At 45.8% G+C, this 19,215-nt stretch carries 16 protein-coding genes; 3 read left to right on the forward strand and 13 right to left on the reverse strand.

Going from position 1 to position 19,215, the window contains the following annotated elements; genetic code table 11:
* From gyrB to dnaA, 3 genes are all read right to left on the reverse strand, one after another.
* On the reverse strand, nucleotides 1-2,310 hold the full coding sequence (gene gyrB / locus RWM02_RS06605) for a DNA topoisomerase (ATP-hydrolyzing) subunit B (protein WP_314070342.1): 2,310 nt from the start codon (nucleotides 2,308-2,310) through the stop codon (nucleotides 1-3).
* 17 nt (nucleotides 2,311-2,327) lie between these two features.
* Nucleotides 2,328-3,395 carry a DNA polymerase III subunit beta gene (gene dnaN / locus RWM02_RS06610; protein ID WP_314070345.1) on the reverse strand — a complete coding sequence of 356 codons (1,068 nt, stop codon included), beginning with the start codon at nucleotides 3,393-3,395 and terminating at the stop codon, nucleotides 2,328-2,330.
* A 137-nt stretch (nucleotides 3,396-3,532) separates the two neighbouring features.
* Nucleotides 3,533-4,843, reverse strand: a complete 1,311-nt coding sequence (dnaA, locus tag RWM02_RS06615) for a chromosomal replication initiator protein DnaA (protein WP_314070347.1) — start codon at nucleotides 4,841-4,843, stop codon at nucleotides 3,533-3,535.
* 113 nt (nucleotides 4,844-4,956) lie between these two features.
* Between dnaA and ruvC the strand changes: the two genes are divergently transcribed.
* Nucleotides 4,957-5,430, forward strand: coding sequence for a crossover junction endodeoxyribonuclease RuvC (gene ruvC, locus RWM02_RS06620; protein ID WP_314070349.1), 474 nt, complete (start codon nucleotides 4,957-4,959; stop codon nucleotides 5,428-5,430).
* A gap of 93 nt (nucleotides 5,431-5,523) precedes the next feature.
* On the opposite strand, the gene RWM02_RS06625 is transcribed toward ruvC, so the two are convergent.
* The 5 genes from RWM02_RS06625 to RWM02_RS06645 all read right to left on the reverse strand — a co-directional run bounded on the left by RWM02_RS06625 (nucleotide 5,524) and on the right by RWM02_RS06645 (nucleotide 11,816).
* Nucleotides 5,524-6,540 carry a DUF6892 domain-containing protein gene (locus RWM02_RS06625; RefSeq protein WP_314070351.1) on the reverse strand — a complete coding sequence of 339 codons (1,017 nt, stop codon included), beginning with the start codon at nucleotides 6,538-6,540 and terminating at the stop codon, nucleotides 5,524-5,526.
* A 94-nt stretch (nucleotides 6,541-6,634) separates the two neighbouring features.
* A complete protein-coding gene (gene thyX / locus RWM02_RS06630) occupies nucleotides 6,635-7,255 on the reverse strand; it encodes an FAD-dependent thymidylate synthase (RefSeq protein ID WP_314070353.1) in 621 nt (206 codons plus the stop codon).
* A gap of 89 nt (nucleotides 7,256-7,344) precedes the next feature.
* Nucleotides 7,345-9,696: a flagellar hook protein FlgE gene (flgE, locus tag RWM02_RS06635; RefSeq protein ID WP_314070356.1), complete on the reverse strand. Its 2,352-nt coding sequence runs from the start codon at nucleotides 9,694-9,696 to the stop codon at nucleotides 7,345-7,347.
* A gap of 284 nt (nucleotides 9,697-9,980) precedes the next feature.
* Nucleotides 9,981-11,321 (reverse strand): Na+/H+ antiporter family protein, encoded by a 1,341-nt coding sequence (locus RWM02_RS06640; RefSeq protein ID WP_314070358.1) that lies wholly within the window; start codon nucleotides 11,319-11,321, stop codon nucleotides 9,981-9,983.
* A gap of 84 nt (nucleotides 11,322-11,405) precedes the next feature.
* Nucleotides 11,406-11,816 carry a hypothetical protein gene (locus RWM02_RS06645; protein WP_314070360.1) on the reverse strand — a complete coding sequence of 137 codons (411 nt, stop codon included), beginning with the start codon at nucleotides 11,814-11,816 and terminating at the stop codon, nucleotides 11,406-11,408.
* A gap of 113 nt (nucleotides 11,817-11,929) precedes the next feature.
* On the opposite strand from RWM02_RS06645, the gene RWM02_RS06650 reads away from it, so the two are divergent.
* Nucleotides 11,930-12,748, forward strand: coding sequence for a CsgG/HfaB family protein (locus RWM02_RS06650; protein WP_314070363.1), 819 nt, complete (start codon nucleotides 11,930-11,932; stop codon nucleotides 12,746-12,748).
* Nucleotides 12,749-12,982: 234 nt separating this feature from the next.
* On the forward strand, nucleotides 12,983-14,656 hold the full coding sequence (gene ilvD / locus RWM02_RS06655) for a dihydroxy-acid dehydratase (RefSeq protein ID WP_314070366.1): 1,674 nt from the start codon (nucleotides 12,983-12,985) through the stop codon (nucleotides 14,654-14,656).
* Nucleotides 14,657-14,932: 276 nt separating this feature from the next.
* Here ilvD and RWM02_RS06660 read toward each other — a convergent pair whose 3' ends face one another.
* The 5 genes from RWM02_RS06660 to RWM02_RS06680 form a co-directional block, all read right to left on the reverse strand.
* Complete coding sequence (locus tag RWM02_RS06660; RefSeq protein ID WP_314070368.1) at nucleotides 14,933-16,078, reverse strand: iron-containing alcohol dehydrogenase; 1,146 nt, start codon at nucleotides 16,076-16,078, stop codon at nucleotides 14,933-14,935.
* Between the two features lie 79 nt (nucleotides 16,079-16,157).
* The gene (locus tag RWM02_RS06665) at nucleotides 16,158-16,286 is read right to left on the reverse strand and encodes a hypothetical protein (RefSeq protein WP_002943393.1); all 129 of its coding nucleotides are present in this window, start codon (nucleotides 16,284-16,286) and stop codon (nucleotides 16,158-16,160) included.
* A gap of 8 nt (nucleotides 16,287-16,294) precedes the next feature.
* Nucleotides 16,295-17,413 (reverse strand): cytochrome d ubiquinol oxidase subunit II, encoded by a 1,119-nt coding sequence (locus tag RWM02_RS06670; RefSeq protein WP_390887744.1) that lies wholly within the window; start codon nucleotides 17,411-17,413, stop codon nucleotides 16,295-16,297.
* The gene (locus RWM02_RS06675; protein WP_314070375.1) at nucleotides 17,406-18,935 is read right to left on the reverse strand and encodes a cytochrome ubiquinol oxidase subunit I; all 1,530 of its coding nucleotides are present in this window, start codon (nucleotides 18,933-18,935) and stop codon (nucleotides 17,406-17,408) included. The genes RWM02_RS06670 and RWM02_RS06675 overlap by 8 nt, the downstream gene beginning before the upstream one ends.
* Before the next feature lies 1 nt (nucleotide 18,936).
* Nucleotides 18,937-19,152 (reverse strand): DUF4492 domain-containing protein, encoded by a 216-nt coding sequence (locus RWM02_RS06680; protein WP_314039462.1) that lies wholly within the window; start codon nucleotides 19,150-19,152, stop codon nucleotides 18,937-18,939.
* Nucleotides 19,153-19,215: the final 63 nt, after the last annotated feature.

Here is a 19,215-nt window from a genome sequence, read left to right on the forward strand (position 1 = left end):
TTACACGTCCAAATGTTTCACGTCTTTTGCGTGTTCTTGTATATAGTTTCTTCGCGGCTCGACCTCGTCGCCCATGAAGAGATTAAACGTATCCGACGCGCTTACGGCATCGTTTATGTTTATTTTTAGCAAACGGCGGTTTTCAGGGTTCATCGTCGTCTCCCACAGCTGCTCGGGATTCATCTCGCCAAGGCCTTTATAGCGCTGTATGTAGGCACCTTTTTTGGCATTTTTTTCGATCTCGTCTAGCACGTCTATCACGTCGCCTTTTAGCTCGATGCCGCGCTCTTTTATCTTTTGGCTGATATAAAGCGCCTCTTCGTAAAGCGGATTTGTAAATAAATTTTCATTTACTAAAAGCTCTTCCAAACCGCTTTCAGTTTGTACGTAAATTCTAGCTTCTTCTTCGCTGACGTATGAGTTTAGGATATTGTGTCCCTGCACTTCTAAATAATTTTTCAAAATTTCATAAATTTCGCCGTAGCTTTTTGAAACTATATCTGGATTTTCGATCATATATCTAACCGCAGAGATCACGCTAAAGCGTTTTTCAAGCTCTTTTAATACGCTTCTGTAAGCCGCGACTATCTTTAAAAAGTCTATAAGATCAGCATTTCCTATACCTTCAAACTCGACCCCTTCGATGCCAGTTTCGATTAGAAATTCATTCAGCGCTCTTTCGTCTTTTAGATAAATTTCTTTTTTACCCTTTTTATAGCGGTAAAGCGGTGGCTGAGCTAGATAGATGTGACCGTTTTCTACGACTTTATGCAAAAATCTGAAGAAAAACGTTAAAAGCAGCGTCTGGATATGACTACCGTCGACGTCGGCATCGGTCATGATTATGATCTTGTGGTAGCGAAGCCTTTCGGCGTCAAATTCGTCGCCGATACCGCAACCTAGCGCGGTTATCATATTTTTTATTTCGTCCGATTTTAAAATTTTATCTAAGCGCGATTTCTCGACGTTTAAAATTTTACCTTTTAACGGCAAAATCGCCTGAAATACTCTATCGCGTCCTTGTTTGGCCGAGCCGCCCGCTGAGTCGCCCTCCACCAGATAAAGCTCGCTGATAGTAGGATCTTTACTCTGACAGTCGGCTAGTTTACCAGGTAGAGTTCCTATGCTTAGACCCTCTTTTTTACGCGTTAGATCGCGAGCTTTTTTGGCAGCCTCGCGTCCGCGCGCCGCCATCAGCGCTTTTTCCATTATCGCGCGAGCTTCTATCGGATTTTCTTCAAAATACTTGCTAAGTACCTCAAAAACCATCTTTTGAACGATCGGTTTTACGTAGCTTGAGCCTAGTTTTCCTTTCGTTTGGCCTTCAAACTGTGGCTCTGGTACCTTTACGCTTATAACTGCGATTAGACCTTCGCGGATATCTTCGCCCGTGATTTTCGTGTCTTTTTCGCGTGCTGCGGCGTTTGCTGCGATATAGTTTATTATCACGCGAGTTAGACCCGCGCGAAATCCCGCCTCGTGCGTACCGCCGTCAGGGGTTTTGATGTTATTTACGAAGCTTAGTAAATTTTCGCTATAAGTATCGTTGTACATCAGCGCAAAATCGACTAAAACGTCCTCTTCTCCGCCGCTAAACGATACGGCTTTACTTACGGCTTCGTTTTTATTTAAATCGGTTACAAAACTCTCAAGTCCGCCCTCGTAGTGAAAACTCTCGTTTCTACCGTTTCTTTGATCCTTAAAATTTATAGTGATTTTCGGGTTTAGATAGGCTAGCTCTCTAAAGCGTTTAGTTAAAATTTCATCGTCAAATTCCGTAACTTCAAAAATGCTATCATCTGGCCAAAACTCAACCTGAGTTCCCGTTCTATTGGTCGTTTTTATGATCTCTAGGTCGCTTTGCGGTATACCTTTTGAAAACTCTTGTCTATGTAGTTTGCCGTCGCGTTTGATATTTACGACCAGTTTTTTTGAAAGCGCGTTTACGACGCTAACGCCGACGCCGTGCAGACCGCCTGAAACCTTATAAGTATCTTTATCAAATTTACCGCCTGCGTGAAGTACCGTTAAAACGACCGTTGCGGCTGAAATTTTCTCCGTAGGGTGCATATCGACGGGTATACCGCGTCCGTTATCGCTGATGATCGCCGAGCCTTCGCGGGTTAGCTCGATATCAATCGTATCGCAGTAGCCCGCCATCGCCTCGTCTATGGAGTTATCGACGACCTCGTAGATCATGTGATGTAGGCCGCTTATGTTAGTGTCTCCGATATACATGCCGGGGCGTTTTCTAACCGCTTCGAGCCCTTTTAAAACTTTAATATTTTCCGCGCCGTAATTTTGCTGCATTATTTACCTTTTTATTTTTATAAATTTATCGGCATGATTACCGTTTTTAGCTCGTTTGAGCTCACCGTAAAGGCTAAATTCGAGTCATTAAATCCAAATTCGAAATGTTCCTCTTCGATGCTTTGTAAGAAATCAAGCAAGTATCTATTTTTCACGCCGACGTAGATCTCTTCTTCTAGTCCGGTTGCAAATTCTATCGTTGTTTTAGCTTCCGAGTTATCTTCGACGATACTTTCAAAGCTTATGGTTTGAGGAGCAAATACGATTTTCGTGCTCTCGGAGATGATTGAGACGGTTTTGATGCCCTCTATCATTTTATCCCTGCTTAGTCTTAGTCTTCTTTTTATCTCTTGCGGTATTACTCTGTTATAGTCTGGGAATCTGCCGTTTATCAGCTTTGTAAAAAACTCGAAATTTGCGCTTTGAGCGATCAGAGTCGTATCGTCGTAGTAAATTTCGATCTTATCAAAAAATAGTTTTTGTATCTCGCTGATGGCTTTTTTTGGGATTATTAGCGAAAATTCGCTCTGAGTTGGCGTTTCAAATCTAAATACGCTAAGCCTTTTCGTGTCGGTACCGACGATATTTATGTAATTTTGTTTGATATCTATAAATGCGCCGTTTAGCTCAAATTTAGGGTTGTTATTATCGATGCTTGGGAAAATTTTTTTTAAACTTCTTCCAAGCATTACTGCGTCGATTTCAAATTTATTTTTATTTTCTATCGTTGGAAAATTTGGAAAATCCTCAAATTTATACATCGGAAGTTTATATTTTGAGTTTTTTTGTTTTATGTAGAGATAGTTATTTAGTGTCTCTAGCGTTACTTCCTCGTCTTTTAGGCTTCTTATAATATCAAGCAGCTTTTTACCGTTTGCGGTAGCGTTTCCTTCGTCCATGATTTTGACGTTTGAGAGTTTATAGGCTAGGCCGATCTCGTGGTCGGTTGCTTTGATATTTAGGATACCGTCTTTAGCTCCGATAAATATATGCGAGGTTATAGCGCTTAGATCCTTTTTTTCTAAGTAAGGATTGGTATTTGTTACGATGCTTTCTAAAGCATTTTTGTTAATTGCGACTTTCATTTTTTTCCTTTGTTTTTAAATTTCTTTTAGTAGCATTAGTAGGTGGCGTGAAAAGTTTAAAACAGCTCTTATTTGCTTTAAATAGGACATTTTCGTCGTTAAAAAAACGGTTTATTTTTTCACTTTTATTCACGTTTTTACTCTTTGGTTAAAATTTTATTCTTTAGTTCTTCGACGCGAACTTTAAAATATTCATTAGTTTCTATTAGTTCGTTTATTTTTTTTATACTGTGGCTTACGGCCGAGTGATCTTTCATGTTGAAAAACTGCGCGATTTGCGGCATCGAATTTGGCGTCAAATTTTTAGCAAGATATATCACGATACGTCTAGCCTCGACGATATTTTTCGAGCGCGATTTGCTTTTCATCTCGCTTGGTTTTACGTTTAGCTCTTTGCTTACGATTTCAACGATATTTTCTAGGTTTATATTTTCGCGTTTCTCTTTTATCTGATCGCGCAGGATGTTTTTAGCAAATTCTAGCGTGATCTCCTGCCTCATCAGCCTTGCGTAAGCGTTTAAATTTATTATCGCGCTTTCGATTTCTCGGATGTTGTCGCCCATGTTTGTAGCGATATAGTTTATGACGTCGGTACCAAGATAAATTTTATCAAATTCGCACTTTTTCTTGATGATTGCGATTTTGGTATCGAGCTCTGGCGGCGTGATATCGGCGATGATACCCCACTCAAAACGCGTTCTTAGCCTATCTTCAAAGCCTTTTAGCAGCTTTGGTTGGCGGTCCGAGGTCATCACTATCTGTCCGTTTTTAGCGTGAAGCTCGTTAAACGTATGGAAAAACTCCTCTTGGATTTTATCCGTTTTACCTAAAAACTGCACGTCGTCGATGAGTAAAACATCACAGTTTCGGTACTTTTCGCGAAATCGCTCCATCGAGTGGTTGTTGAGGTTATAAGTAAAATCCGTGATAAACTGCTCGCTCGTGACGCAAATAACCATTTTGCCGCTGTTTAAGCAAAAATTTCCGACCGATTGTAAAAGGTGAGTTTTACCAAGTCCCGTCGGGCCGTAGATGAAAAGGGGATTGTAAATTTTACCCAGTTGCTCGGATACGGCTTTCGCGCTTAAAAATGCGAATTGATTCGAGTCGCCGACGACGAAATTTTCAAAAGTGTAGCTTGGATTTAGCAGACTGCTTTGTGCTTTTATCTCTTTGACGTCCACTTTTTTAGCCGGTTTGCTTTGCATTTTGGTCGCGGCTAGGACGTTGATTACGGGCTTTTGTCCGGTTTTTACTTCAAAAAGATGAGCGATTTTGGAGGCGTATTTGGTCTGGATAAATTTGGCGATAATCTCGTTTGGCGCGTTAAATACGACGTTCGTCGAATTTGAGCTTTTTTCGTTAAATTTAAGCTGCTTGATGTAGCATTCAAATTCCGATGGTAAAATTTCTTTGGAAAGTAGCTCCAAAACCTCGTTTGCGACCAAATTTTTGCCTTTAAGATTAATTCGCTAGATTTTATCTTAAATTTGTTAAAATGGCGTTGAAATTCGTTTTTCACGCCGTGAAAAAAGCGTGAAAAACCGTTGAAAAGGACGAGATGAAAATTTTAGGAATCGATCCGGGATCGCGAAATTGCGGCTATGCGATCGTCGAAAAGACGCCCGTGAAAACTGTTTTGATCGAGGCGGGACTAATCAAAATAAAATCGAATTCTTTGCAGTATCAAATCACCGAACTTTGCGAGGGACTTGACCTGATTTTTAAAAATCATAAATTTGACGAAGTGGCGATCGAGGACATATTTTTCGCTTATAATCCAAAAACGGTTTTGAAGCTTGCGCAGTTTCGAGGGGCGCTGAGTCTTAAAATTTTGCAGCTTCACGGAGATTTTGCCGAGTACACGCCGCTTCAGGTTAAAAAAACCGTCACCGGCAAAGCTAAGGCAGATAAAGAGCAGGTGGCCTTTATGGTTAAGAAAATTCTCGGTATCACGAAGGAGATCAAGCCTCTTGACATCACCGATGCCATCGCTATCGCGCTAACGCATGCGAATAATTTATGCTTAAAATAAGTTTAATTTTTTGCTTGTTATTTAGTAAAATTTGAAGTCAAATTTTGCCCTTTTTTAGCTCAAAATTTGATGGCTTAAATTTTATTTTCGCACTTAATCAATTACCGTAATCCCCGCATCTGCGCAAACTTTTCGCGCCTTTTTGGATATGCCGATGCCGGTCGTTTCGATTTTTTTAAGATTAACGAATGGCGCAAGCTCGGCGGCGTCAATGTTTTTAATGTCGAAAAGCTCGTCCTCGCCGTCCCAATCAGGCGCGATTTGCAGGTAAATTTCGTTTCCTCCGTCAAGATAGAGCTCACTCACCTGCTCCGCCAAATTTGCGGGAACCGGATAGTCCTTGAACCACTTTTTGGCTTGCGGCAGGGCACCAAAATCCGCATACGGATCGATGCCGCGCTCCTCGCAGTACTCAAACACGTCAAATTTGGGCTGTAACAGGGATTTTTCATACATCAGCTCATTCATCACGGCGATTTTGAAATTGAAATTTTTAAACGCTAGCGTCTCGCCGGCCGCGCGCGGAAGCTTAAATTTATCGCTCGGCTTTCGTTTTGTCTTTTTCTCTTTTTGATTAATGCAGACGCGCCCTATCGGCATTTTCGTAGCTCGCACGATATCTGCGATCTCGTCGGTGTCGCGCTTAGCGAAGCGCTCGGCGAAGTCCATCGCGCCTATGCGCTCCTGCACGGCCTGCGCGAGAGCTAGCGATACTTCAAATTTGCCTAGGCTAAGCTCCAAAAATATATATGCGCCGCGCAGCTCTTGCTCAGGCACAGCTTCAAGCGGCGATCTGCCATCTATCGTGAACGCGCCGCCGTATAGCTTGCGCGGAACCTCGTGCTGCACGCCCTTTGCGACCTCAAGCATCAAATTTATCTCGGCAATCTTCGGTTCTGTGAGCTCGCCTGCGCGCACAAAGGCGAAAATCCCCGCCTCATCCCAAAAATAGCGGCTTTTGCCCTCTCCGTCATCGATCACGCGCGGCTGTCCCAAGGCTTCGTTAAATTTAGCCAGATCAAACTCACAGTTTACGCCACCGATGAAAACGCCGTCCGAGCGCACATCGACGTCAAATTTATCCTTTTTAAAAATATCAAATAGCCCCATTTTATCGCTCCTGATTTTGTCTCAAATTTTCCAAAAATACGTAAAATTTACACGCGGCATTGTTTGTATCTTGTTGGTAGCGCAAAGCGCTTTATTATTCCTGATTTACGTGATCCTCGAATATAAATTTATGCTCCTGCGGCAGCGACTCGTAAAGCTTTAGCGAGAGATTTCTGATCTCCCAAAGCGCCGATTTTGAGCTGCGAAGCGAGAGGAAATTTTGCAAACTGCGCGCGTTTACGCTCCACGTGAGCTCGGTTTTGTAGCACTCTGGCAGGCAGTATTTGACGATGTCGAGGCTTTTTGTGGTGTTTGCGAGGATTTCGCGCAGGTTTTCTAGCGCTTTGACGCTTGCGTTATCGACCGTTTCGTCGCCCGTTAATACAATAAATCTCGCCGCTCGATCAAAATCGCCAAGCTCAAATTTAGCCTCTTTTTTTAGCTCTTTTAGCGTGTAGCGCGTTGATTTGACGCTGAGGCTCGCTACGCGGTGACGGGCTAGCTCTTGTAGCAGGGCGCGCGAGATGCCTTGGATGTAGAAGTTGTAGGAGAGGTGTTCAAGCGTGCTAGCGTGTTTAAATTTATTGCCGACGCGTTCGATGAGCTCGACATCTTTTTCGCCGCCGTTGTCGCCTTTTTCAAAGCTTTGCCAGCATGTGCGGATAGCATGCGAGCAGATGTTTAGCGGGGTGTAGTTTAGAAGCGTTACTTGCATTTTTGACTCTTTTAGTTAAATTTAGCGGTAAATTTAGCTAAAAATCAATAAAAAGGGCTTTAGACGAAACTAAAGCCCGAAGAAATAAATTATTTTAGTTGAAGTAGCGTGTTTAGCATTTCGTCGCTAGTTGTGATCGTCTTTGAGTTGGCTTGGAAGCCGCGCTGTACGACGATGAGCTGAGTTAGCGAGCGAGATAGATCGACGTTACTCATCTCAAGGCTCGAGGCCGAGATCTTGCCGCGTCCAGCCGTCTGAGCCGCGCCAATGATCGGATCGCCGGAGTTTGCCGTGCGAGAAAATAAATTTCCGCCCTCGCTAGCCAATCCCTCGTTGTTGGCAAATTTAGCCACGCCCACTTGCGCTAGTCCTAGGCTTCGGCCGTTCGTAAACGAGCCAACTAGGGTTCCGCTTTGATCTATCCTGATGCCGTTTAGCTCGCCGCTAGCGTAGCCGTCCTGGCTGATATCGGCGGTGCTTGAGTCGTTATCGGTGCTGGCTAGACCGTCCATCTGAGCCGTAGTTCCTAGTTTTAGCTCGATATGTTGGCCGTCGGCCGAGCCGTTTTGCGCGCCGAAGGTAATGCTAGCCGGGCTATAGGTCGCGAGCGAGCCGTCCGGGTTAAATCTCACGTAGCCCGTTATCACGTTTGCAGGCTCGCCGTTTTGATTAATGCGGTTTGGTTCGGCTACTTGGATAACCATCGTCCACTCGGTTCCGCCGTTTGGCGTGTAGCCGCGTTTTACAAAGTCCATTTTGATGTTGTGCTTAGTACCTAAGCTATCGAAAAGATCGGTGCTAGAGCTATGAGCGGCCATGTTTAGGCTATCTGTTACCCTTGCGGCGTTACCCGGGCTTATAGAACCTGAAAGCGGCGCCATAGATGCCGTAAATTTGACGTTTTCGGTTATGTTGTTTGCAGCATTACTAAGACCCGTGATTGTTAAATTCATATTGTGGTCGTTGGGATCGGTGTTTGTGTTGGCTGTGCCTGCATTGCCGGTAGTATCGTCTGTATCGTCGCCGTCGTCAGAGTTAAATGCGTCGCCGGATGGATTTTTGATCTGAAACTGTCCGTGCTCGTTTACGGTTACCTCTACGCCGTCGTTTTTGTTATCGTTTAAAGCACCCGTAAAAGTTCCTTGATTAGGAGTTATGTTAGGAGGCGTTCCAGCATTTCCTACGACTGTTCCGGTGTAGTTCGTCCAGAGTCTCGCGTCTCTTTGCATAGCTTCGCGAAGGTCTTCGGTAGTCGTTACCTCTCTAGCCATAGAGTCATTATAAGTATGAGTGGCATTGACTTGAGTTTTGTTATAGGTATATTGATACGCCGTGATGATATTAGTCGTTACGAAGTCGTTTCCTATGTTATTTGCGCCGTTTACAGTCATCTTTATATTTTTAGTATTAACGGTCGTTCCTAAATTATTTCTATTCGTTAATACGAGCTGATTACCGTTGATAACGCTTGCTTCTACGCCTGTTTTAGTGTATTTTTCGTTTATAGCCGATGCTAGTTCGCTGACGCTAGTTACGCTTGCGACTATCTTTTCGCCGTTTAGCGTGATATCAAGCTGCTTTGTCCCGCCAAATCTTCCGTCCGGCTGAGCGCCTACGTTTAGAGCCTTGGTTTTAGCATCTGCATAGCTGGCCCAGATACCTTGACCGGTGCGGAGGTTATATGCGTCGCCATTGTTGTTAAATAATACTCCAAGATCTGCGCCGCGCTCCGTCATCTTTTGTTCGCCGTTTTTGTTCACGTAAAATCTATTTTCTCCGACGTTGTTTTCCTCGTGCTTTTCTGCGTCAACTTTTATGCCGTCTTTGCCCGTATCGGCCCAGTTGTGGTATTGATCGAGTTGGTAGATAGGGATTTTTTTAGCGCCAACGTCGTTACCGCTATCTAAATTTCCTTTTAGTGTGATATTTGTCGTGGCGCGAGCCGGAACGGTTAGGCCTGCAGGGATATTTATATCGCTGATAGGTCTAGTCGGATCGATTTCCCCGGTTTCTTCGTCTCTCATCCATCCTTGCACGATGTTGCCGCCGTTATCGACGAAATTTCCTACGCTATCTCTTGAAAAGTCGCCGTTTCTGGTGTAGTAGGTCGTCTTGCCGCCGTCCGGGCTAACCATGAAAAATCCGTCGCCTTGAAGCGCGATGTCGGTTTGTTTGTCGGTAGTTTGCAGGGAGCCTTGTTTAAAAATTTTAGTCGTCGAGTTTATCTGCGTACCGAGGCCAACTTGCATGCTATTTACGCCGCCGTGACGATTTTGCGGGCCGGTAGCGATGCGTGAAGTTTGGTAGATAAGGTCGTCGAAATTTGCGCGGCTGTATTTAAATCCGACTGTGTTGACGTTGGCGATGTTGTTGCCCTCGACGTCCATAGCGATCTGGTGGGCTTGAAGTCCGGTAACGCCCGACCAAAGTGATCTCATCATAGCTTTATCCTTTTTGAAAAGTAAATTTTGAGATCACTTAAGCAAAAGACGTTCCAAATTTTAGATTTGATTTTAGTTTAGTATTTGCGAAGATAGCGGCGAAAAAGAGTATATCAGTCAAATTTGTAAATTTGGCTTCAAATTTAAGTAAAAAAAGTTAAGGCGAAGTATTTTGAGATGATTTTTGGGGCTGTGCGGCTAAAATTTTGCATAGGCTAGACATGTAGTCTGCCGAGCAAAATTTTAGCAAACTCTGCAAAAAGCACTCAAAAGACGAGACTAGATCAGAGAATCATCGCGCCTATAACGCCGCCGATTAACAGCGGTATATTAAAGAATATGAAAGTCGGTACGCACGTATCGTAAATATGATTGTGCTGTCCGTCGGCATTTAGACCGCTCGTAGGCCCTAGCGTGCTATCGCTAGCAGGACTGCCCGCATCGCCCAGAGCCGCCGCGATACCAACTAGCAAGATGATCGCTGCCGGAGAAAAACCCAGCGATAGCGAAAACGGCACGTAGATCGCCGCGATGATCGGTATCGTGCCAAAGCTCGTGCCGATGCCCATAGTAACGAGCAAACCGATAGCTAACATCAGTATCGCGCCGCCCATTTTGCCGCCGGCGACCGCGCTAGCAAAGCTCACCAGCTGTTCGATACCGCCGCTCTCGCGCAAAACCGAGCCAAAGCCCGCGGCAACGAGCATGATAAATGCGATAAAGCCCATCATCGCTAGGCCGCTGTCCATGATTTTGTCGATTTTTCGGTACTCGATACCGCCGAAAACCACCATAACTAGTAGTCCTAAAAGCGCGCCAAGCGGCATGCTTTCTGTGTAAATTTGCACTCCAAACGCCGCTACCGCGCCGCCTAGCACCGCCCACTCTTTTTTCGTCATTTTTAGGCTTGCGGCCATCTGTACCTCTTGTTCCTCGCTCGTTTCAAATTTGGTATGCGCGTAGTCGCGTCTTTTGCGGTAAAAGACGAAAACCGCTAAAAGCAAGCCCACTAGCATAGAAAGGCCGCCGATCCACATCACGCTTGAGATCTCGCTCATCTGCACCTCTACGCCGTTGTTTGCAAGCTCTTTTTTGATAATGCCGTGAAAGATAAGACCAAAGCCCACGCTAAGGCTCACGTACGGCGCCTTTAGTCCGAAAGTAAGAGCGCACGCGACGGCTCGGCGGTCGATACCTAGGCGGTTCATCAGCGGCAAAAGCGGCGGGATGAGAATCGGGATGAAAGCGATGTGAACCGGGATCAAATTTTGCGAGAAACACGCGATGGAGGCGATTATCAAAGCAAAATAGGTGCTGGTTTTTGCTAGAGCCTTGCTAACGGCGTTTATGAGGATCGCGGTTAGGTTCGTGTTGGCTATCGCGGCTGCGAGAGCGCCTAGCAAGATATAGCTGAGTGAGGTTTCTAGGTTGCCTTTCATGCCGGTTATCAGCGTAGAGGTGGTGGCCGTTAATGCGCCAAAAAAGGCCCCTACGCCGGTAAATCCGCCGTGATAGATGAGTCCCGCGACTAGGGCGGAGACGAGGATGGAAAGCAGGATGTTAAATCGCAGCAAACAAAGCGCGGTCATCACTAGGATACTTATCACGACGGGGTTGGTTAGCATTATTTTCCTTTTTGTAAATCAAATTCGTAAATCAAATTTCGCCGCCGGCCAAATTTAACGACTAGCGGCGAACGGGCGTCAAATTTATCTAACGCGGATACCTAGTCTCGGCTTGTTATTATAGTATTCGTTGTCTCGGTCGTTATATCCGTCATCGTATCCGTCATTATAACCTCTATTATAACCCCTATCTCCGTCGTCGTATCTGTCATATCTGCCGATACCGTTTTGTCTCATGTATTGATCGGTGATTTCCCTGCGGTAATCTTTTCTTTTATAGTTTCTTCTGTATCCATCGTCGTAACGGTCGTCTAGCATCAAAATAACGTCGGAATTTGAAAGCATATCGTTGCAATATCCATCTTTGCAGCGTTTTTTATTATAAGCTTTTCCGTTTGGTACGATAATTAAAGATTCGTTTGAATATCTGTCGTAAGCGTCTGCAAAGTTTATAAAAAGAGCAACGATAAGACCTATTAAAGCAAACTTCTTCATGAAAAATCCTTTCTAGTTAATTTTTAATCATTTTATAATATAAAATTTAAAGTAAAGTAAATTTTTAGCGCAAATATAATACAATCTCTCGAAATTTTTTCAAGGAGTAAGTAATGATAAAATCGCTTTTTGGCGCGTCGAAGATTGCGGCTTTGGCTTTGCCTTTTCTTTTGACGGGTTGTATGTCATCGATGAATATGGGCTCAAGCAGCGCCAAAACGACTGCTACGGGCTCTGCAGGCGGTTCAAATTCTCAAAACGCAAACGCTCAACTTCAAAAATGTTCTCAATCTTTAGGCACCATGGTGATTTACGAAGATAGAGATTCTGACTGGTATACCGTACTTACAAGAGATTATAGGCTTCCTTCCACCGTTCCGGTTCTTAGGCTTTTAGCGCAACAATCAAACTGCTTTGTCGTCGTCGAGCGCGGTAAGGCATTTAACCAAATGATGGAAGAGCGCGCCTTGATGCAGTCGGGCGAACTTAGAAAGACTTCAAATTTTAAAAAAGGTCAGATGGTTGCCGCAGACTACACTTTAACGCCTTCGATAACTTTTAGCGCAAGCGATACTAGCGGTATCGGTGGCGTAGTCGGTGCATTTTTTGGCGGCGTAGCCGGCGCGGTAGCCGGGGGATTTAGCACGAGTGATGCCAGTACGATGCTAACTCTCATCGAAAACCGCTCCGGCGTACAGTTAGCGGCAGCCGAGGGAAGCGCTAGAAATACTGATTTTGCAGGACTTGGCGGACTATTCGGCGGTAGAGCAGGCGGATCTCTAGGTGCATATGCTAACACTCCTGAGGGTAAAGTCATCGTCGCGGCCTTCACCGACTCGATGAATAACCTAATAGATGCCGTCAGAAACTACAAAATGCAAACCGTAAAAGGCGGTCTTGGTGCAGGCGGCACGATGAAAGTAGCGGATTGATTTTATCTTCGCTAGACTAGAGCGACTAAAATCGCTCTAGCTATTTTATAAGCGCGAGGCAAGCTCCGCTTTGCGCTTAAATTTGAGCTTTCGGGCTCAAATTTTCTCACGATAAAACGTAAATTTTAGTTATTGTACATATGATTGCCGTGCCGTGTACGCCCTTTCAAATTTTTATACTTATGTAATTAAATAATTGATAAAATCGACTAAATTCCACTAAAAGGATCAAATTTGAGAAGCGACATCATCAAAAAAGGCTATACGCGCGCACCGCACAGAAGCTTGCTAAGAGCGACCGGACTAAAGGACGAGGACTTTGAAAAGCCCTTCATCGGCGTAGCAAATAGCTTCATCGAGATCATTCCGGGGCACTTTTTCCTTAACAAATACTCCGAAATTTTAAAAGACGAGATCCGTAAAAACGGCTGCGTGCCCTTTGAGTTTAACTGCATCGGCGTGGACGACGGCATCGCGATGGGACACAGCGGTATGCTCTATAGCTTGCCTAGCCGCGAGCTGATCGCAAATTCGATCGAAACGGTGATGAACGCGCATGCCCTGGACGCTCTCGTATGTATACCAAACTGCGATAAAATCGTGCCAGGCATGGTGATGGGCGCGCTTCGCGTAAACGTACCGACGGTTTTCGTTAGCGGTGGCCCGATGAAAAAGGGCTACACTAAAAAAGGCGAGCCGATCGACCTTGCGACTGCGTTTGAGGCGGTGGGTAAATTTGAAACCAAAGAGATCAGCGCCGAGGAGCTAAGAGAGATTGAGTGCGCCGCCTGTCCGAGCGGAGGTAGCTGCTCTGGGATGTTTACGGCAAACTCGATGAATACGCTGTGCGAAGCGATGGGCATCGCGCTAAAAGGCAACGGCACCGTGCCGGCGCTCACGCCCGAGCGCGAGGAGCTCATCAGGCAGGCGGGGCGACGAATTTGCCAAATCGCGCTGGATAAAAAATATAAAATCCGCAACATCGTGAACGAAAAATCGATCCAAAACGCCCTAGTCGTCGATATGGCGATGGGCGGCAGCAGCAACACCGTGCTGCACATCCTGGCTATCGCGCGCGAAGCGGGGGTAAATTTACAGATCGCAGGACTCAACGAGATCAGCCGCAAGATCGCGCACATCGCCAAAATCAGCCCGAGCCTGCCAAACGTGCATATGGAGGACATCGACCGCGCGGGCGGACTAAGCGCCGTGATAAACGAAATTTCGCGCCGCGATAACGGACTACTGGGTCTAGATGCGCTAACGGTAAGCGGCGAAAGCCTGGGCGAGCGCGTCGGAGCTAGCGCCATAAAAGATGAATCGGTCATCCGCAAGGTCGAAAACGCCTACTCGCAGGTCGGCGGGCTGGCGATTTTGTTTGGAAATTTAGCCGAGCAAGGCTGCGTCATCAAGACCGCGGGCATCATCGGCGAGCGTAAATTTAGCGGCAAGGCGGTCTGCTTTAACAGCCAAGACGAGGCGATAGAGGGGATCTCAAGCGGCAAGGTAAACAAGGGCGACGTGGTCGTCATCCGCTACGAAGGGCCGCGCGGAGGTCCCGGCATGCAGGAGATGCTAAGTCCAACGAGCCTAATCATGGGGCGAGGGCTTGGCGCAGACGTGGCGCTAATCACGGACGGCAGATTTAGCGGCGCGACGAGGGGGCTAAGCGTCGGGCATGTGAGCCCCGAGGCTGCCGAGGGCGGCATGATCGGATTGCTAGAGGACGGCGATATAATCGACATCGACGTGGATACGTACGCGATCAACGTGCGTCTAAGTGAAGCCGAAATCGCTGAACGCAGAGCTAAATTTAAGCCGATCGAAAAACCGCTGCCGTATCGCTGGTTGCGAATGTATCGCAAGCTGGTAACGAATGCGAGCAACGGAGCGATTTTGGAGGCGTGATGCGCCTTAAATTTTAAATATGCCACCGTAAATTTGACTAAATTTGCGGCGGTTTTGTTAAATTTACGCGCGATTTTATCGTTAAGAGCCTCAAATTTACGCCGCAATATTACGATAGCGAGTGTTTGCGGGCCGTTGCTAGCACACTATTTTTTCGTTACCTCCGCTTATCTTTTTACGCGCCGAGCGATAGCGTAGTAAAAATCAAATCGTAAATTTACGAACATTTTGCAAAGGTAGCAGTCGGCAAATTTGATCAAATATATTTTCTCAAATTTACTTCGCCAGCTCAAAAATCTCTTTGATATTTTCCTTCGTATAGAGCTTATCTTTACGCCAGTTTGCCGCATAGTCGTAGGCTAAATTTATGACCTCGTCTAGCGTCTCGCCCTCTATGCCGACGGCTTTTAGGCTAACCGGAGCGCCGATTTTACTAAGCCATGCTTTAAAGGCGGCGATACCCTCATCGGCCGAGTTTACGCCGAAAATTTCCCGCGCAAAACGCTCGAATGCGCCCAAATTTCGGTTCTTATACCACTTCATCCACGCAGGCATTATGACTGCTAGACCTGCTCCGTGCGCGCAGTTTACGACCGCACTCATGGCGTGCTCGAGCATGTGGTTGGGGTAGGAGTAGTCGTGCGTACCGACGTATGTTAGGCCGTTTAGCGCCATCGTCGCCGCCCAGGAAAACTCGGCTCTAGCATCGTAGTTGTCGGGGTCAGCTAGTAAAATTTCAGTCGTTTTTATCACGGTTTTGATGTTGGCTTCGATGTAGAGATTGATGATGCCAGGCTGTACGCTTGCGGTGAAGTACCCCTCTATGCTATGCGCTATGACGTCGGCGGCGGAGTATGCTAGGTACTCGCGGCTTACGCTCTTTTGTAGTTGCGGATTTACGACCGAGACTAGCGGATATAGGACGTCGCCGTGGATGGAGAATTTTTGCTTCGTAGCTTCGTTTGTCACGACTGCGCCCGAGTTCATCTCGCTGCCGGTTGCCGCAAGGGTGATGACGTCAAAAATTTTTAGCGCGCGGCTTGGATCCTTGCCCGTGAAAAAGTCCCACACGTCGCCCTCGTATAGCGCGCCCGCAGCGATGGCTTTGGCGCTATCTAGACAGGAGCCTCCGCCTACGCTTAGCACGCTATCGGCGTTAAATTTCCTAGCTAGCTCGATTCCTTCGTAAACTTTGCTTAGCACGGGGTTGCTGATTATTCCGCCAAGCTCTATAAACTCTATGTCGTTTTCTTTTAGGCTTGCCGTGACCTTGTCAAAGAGTCCGTCTTTTTTGATGCGGTCGCTGCCGTAGATCAGTAGGGTTCTTTTAGCGTCAAATTCGCGCATATAAAGCCCGATATTTCGCTCTTTACCTCTGCCGAATCGTATTTTTGTGGGGTTGTGAAAAGTGAAGTCAAACATCTCGTTCTCCTTAAAATTTTAGCTTCATTATAGCGACAAAAGCTAAAATTTAAGTAGAACGAGATTTATGGATCAGCGCTTATTCGCGCAAATTTCCAAAGTATTTGTCGTCGTTTTTCTCGACGTGCTTGATGTTAAAATGGACGAATTTATATCCGCCAAAAAGCGCCAAAACCCAAAGAAAAAGAAAAACTATCGCTTCTATCATTTTTATCCTTAATATGCGTGATGATCGTGCTTGATCTCATCGGCCGTAATCTTTTTGCTATCCATCGCGCGCCAAACGACGAAAATATAGCCCAAAACAAACGGCACTAGCAGGCTCACGTAGGCCATGACGTTTAGCGTGTAGTGGCTAGAGCTTGCGTTTTTGATCGTGAGCGAGCTTTGTAAATTTGAAAACGACGGATAAAACGCCGTGTCCGCAAGGCCTGATATCAAAAATAGTCCCGTAACCGTTAGCACTACGCCCGCGCCGTAAGGCACTACGCCGTAGATGCTTGTCGTAAACGCGCCCTTAAATATACCAAAAAGCACGAGTCCGACGCCTATAACTATCATCGCAGCCACAAGCGGCATCTGGAGTAAATTTAGAGCGTATTTAAAGCCAACTAAGCTCACTACGCCGCTCTCGTCGTAGGCAAAACCGGCTTTGGTAAATATCCAAGCGATGAAGATTAAAAAGAACGGTAAAAAGAAAATAGTATTTTTTAGCGCCGCTTTTCTAGCATTGGCTCTTATCTCCGCATCGTCGATGTTATTGATGAGGTAGAGCGCTCCACCTACGCGAGCTAGGAAAAACATCGCTATGCCTAGCGGATAGAGCATGATGTTGCCCAGCGCTTCAAGACCGCGAAACGGCGTGCGCCACTGTACGAAGTTGTGCTCGTTTAGTAGAAAATCGCTGCCCGAAAAAAACGTGCTAACGGCCATGCCGATCAGTATAACGCCTAAAGAGCCGTTTATGAAAAGGAAAATTTCATAGGTTTTTTGACCTAGGAAGTTATCCGGTTTTTTGCGGTATTCGTAACTAACGGCTTGAAGGATAAAGCAAAACAAAATCGCCAGCCACACCCAGTACGCGCCGCCGAAGCTTGTCGCGTAAAACAGCGGAAATGCCGCAAAGCACGCACCGCCGAACATTACGAGCGTAGTAAAAGTAAGCTCCCATTTGCGCCCGATAGAATTTATCACCATGTCCTTTTGAAGCTCGTTTTTGCAAAGCCCAAAAAGCAGAGTCTGCCCGCCCTGAACGAACATCATAAACACTAGCAAACCGCCTAGCAAGCTAACTACGCACCACCAGTAAATTTGTAAAAATTCTAAACTAAGCATGGTTTTCAAATCCTATTTTTATCTGTTTTAGCATGATTTTTATCTCGGCTATCAAAAGCGCCGTAAATAAAACGGCAAATAGCCAGAACGAAATTTTGACGTTGGTGTCGGCTAAATTCGTCGCTCCTACGCCCACCGTCATGAGGTCTTGCACGACCCACGGCTGACGCCCTACTTCGGCTACTATCCAGCCCGCCTCGATTGCGACTAGCCCTAGCGGGATACTAAATACGCACGCCCACAGCAGCTTTTTGAAATTTTCGATATTGTTCGCCATGCAAAGATAAAGCACGACGAAAAATAGCGCTAAAAAGTAAGTGCCAAGAGCAACCATCACGTGGAAGCTATAAAATGTTAGGCCAACGGGCGGCACGGCGTCGGCAGGCTTTTCAAGATAGCCGTAGCCTAGAAATTTCATATTTTGAGCTAGAGTTTGCTCGGCTTGCTCCATCGCGGCTTTATCGCCTGATTTTTTAGCGGCGTTATAGGTTGTTAGCGCGCTAACGGCTAACGAGCCTTTGGCCATCTTACTTGCGACGCCTTCTATACCGTGAGTTTCATTGCCGTGCACTAGGTCGTCGATACCGGGCGTAAAGTTGTTAAAACCTCTCGTAGCCATAACTCCGAGCGCGTAAGGAAATTTTATCTCGAATAAAAACGGATCTTTGTCGTCGCCTACTTTTTTAGACGGATCAAGCACGCCCATCGCGACTAGGCCGGCGTTTGTTTCGCCTTTATGAAGGCCTTCCATAGCGGCTAGTTTCATCGGCTGAGTGCGTGCGACCTGATATGCGCTCTCGTCGCCGCTAAACATCAAAAATAGCGACGTAACGAGACCGAAGCTTCCCGCTACGATGATGGATTTTTTAGCCATGATCAGGTGGCGTCCTTTTAGGATAAACCACGCTGAAATTCCTATTACGAAAAGCGCGCTAGCGACGTAGCCGCTAGTTACGGTGTGTAAAAATTTGATGATACCTACCGGGCTAAGCGCTACTTCAAAGAAATTTTCCATTTCCATTCTGGCGGTTGCGGGGTTAAATTTCATACCTATCGGATACTGCATCCAGCCGTTTGCGATGAGGATCCAAAGTGCGCTCAAATTTGAACCGATAGCGACAAGCCAGGTCGAGATGAGGTGAAATTTCTTGCTAACCTTATCCCAACCAAAAAACATAACCGCAAAGAAAGTCGCCTCCATAAAGAACGCGAGTATGCCCTCGATAGCTAGCGGTGCGCCGAATATGTCGCCTACGAACCAGCTGTAGTTCGCCCAGTTTGTGCCGAACTCAAATTCCATTATGATACCGGTTGCTACGCCGATGGCGAAGTTTATACCGAAGAGTTTGAGCCAAAATTTGGTGATTTTTATCCACTGCTCGCTGCCGGTTTTGACGTAGATACTCTCCATAATGGCGATGATAAAGCTAAGTCCCAGCGTGAGCGGAACAAACAAAAAGTGGTATATGGCGGTGAGCGCAAACTGAGCTCTAGACCAATCGACCGAAGCGATTTCAGACATTTTATTCCTTTGTCAAATTTGAAATGACGAAGTTCGCTTTAGCCTCGTCGCTCTCAAATTTCGAATTTAAACTTTCATTAAATATAAATACTTTTAAAATCCCGAACATTATAAGCAGCTTGATGGCTATCACGAGCCACAGGCTCTTTCCAAGCTTCATGTTCCTAAAGCCGTCGATATACAAAGACGAGATGTTTTTAATATATTTTTTAATCATAACTTAACATACTACAGAAATTTAACTTAAAATATCATTTTAAAGTTTTAGACTTGCAAAATT

Origin of the sequence: Campylobacter showae (genome assembly GCF_963515975.1) — a bacterium.
Lineage (GTDB): Bacteria > Campylobacterota > Campylobacteria > Campylobacterales > Campylobacteraceae > Campylobacter_A > Campylobacter_A showae_F.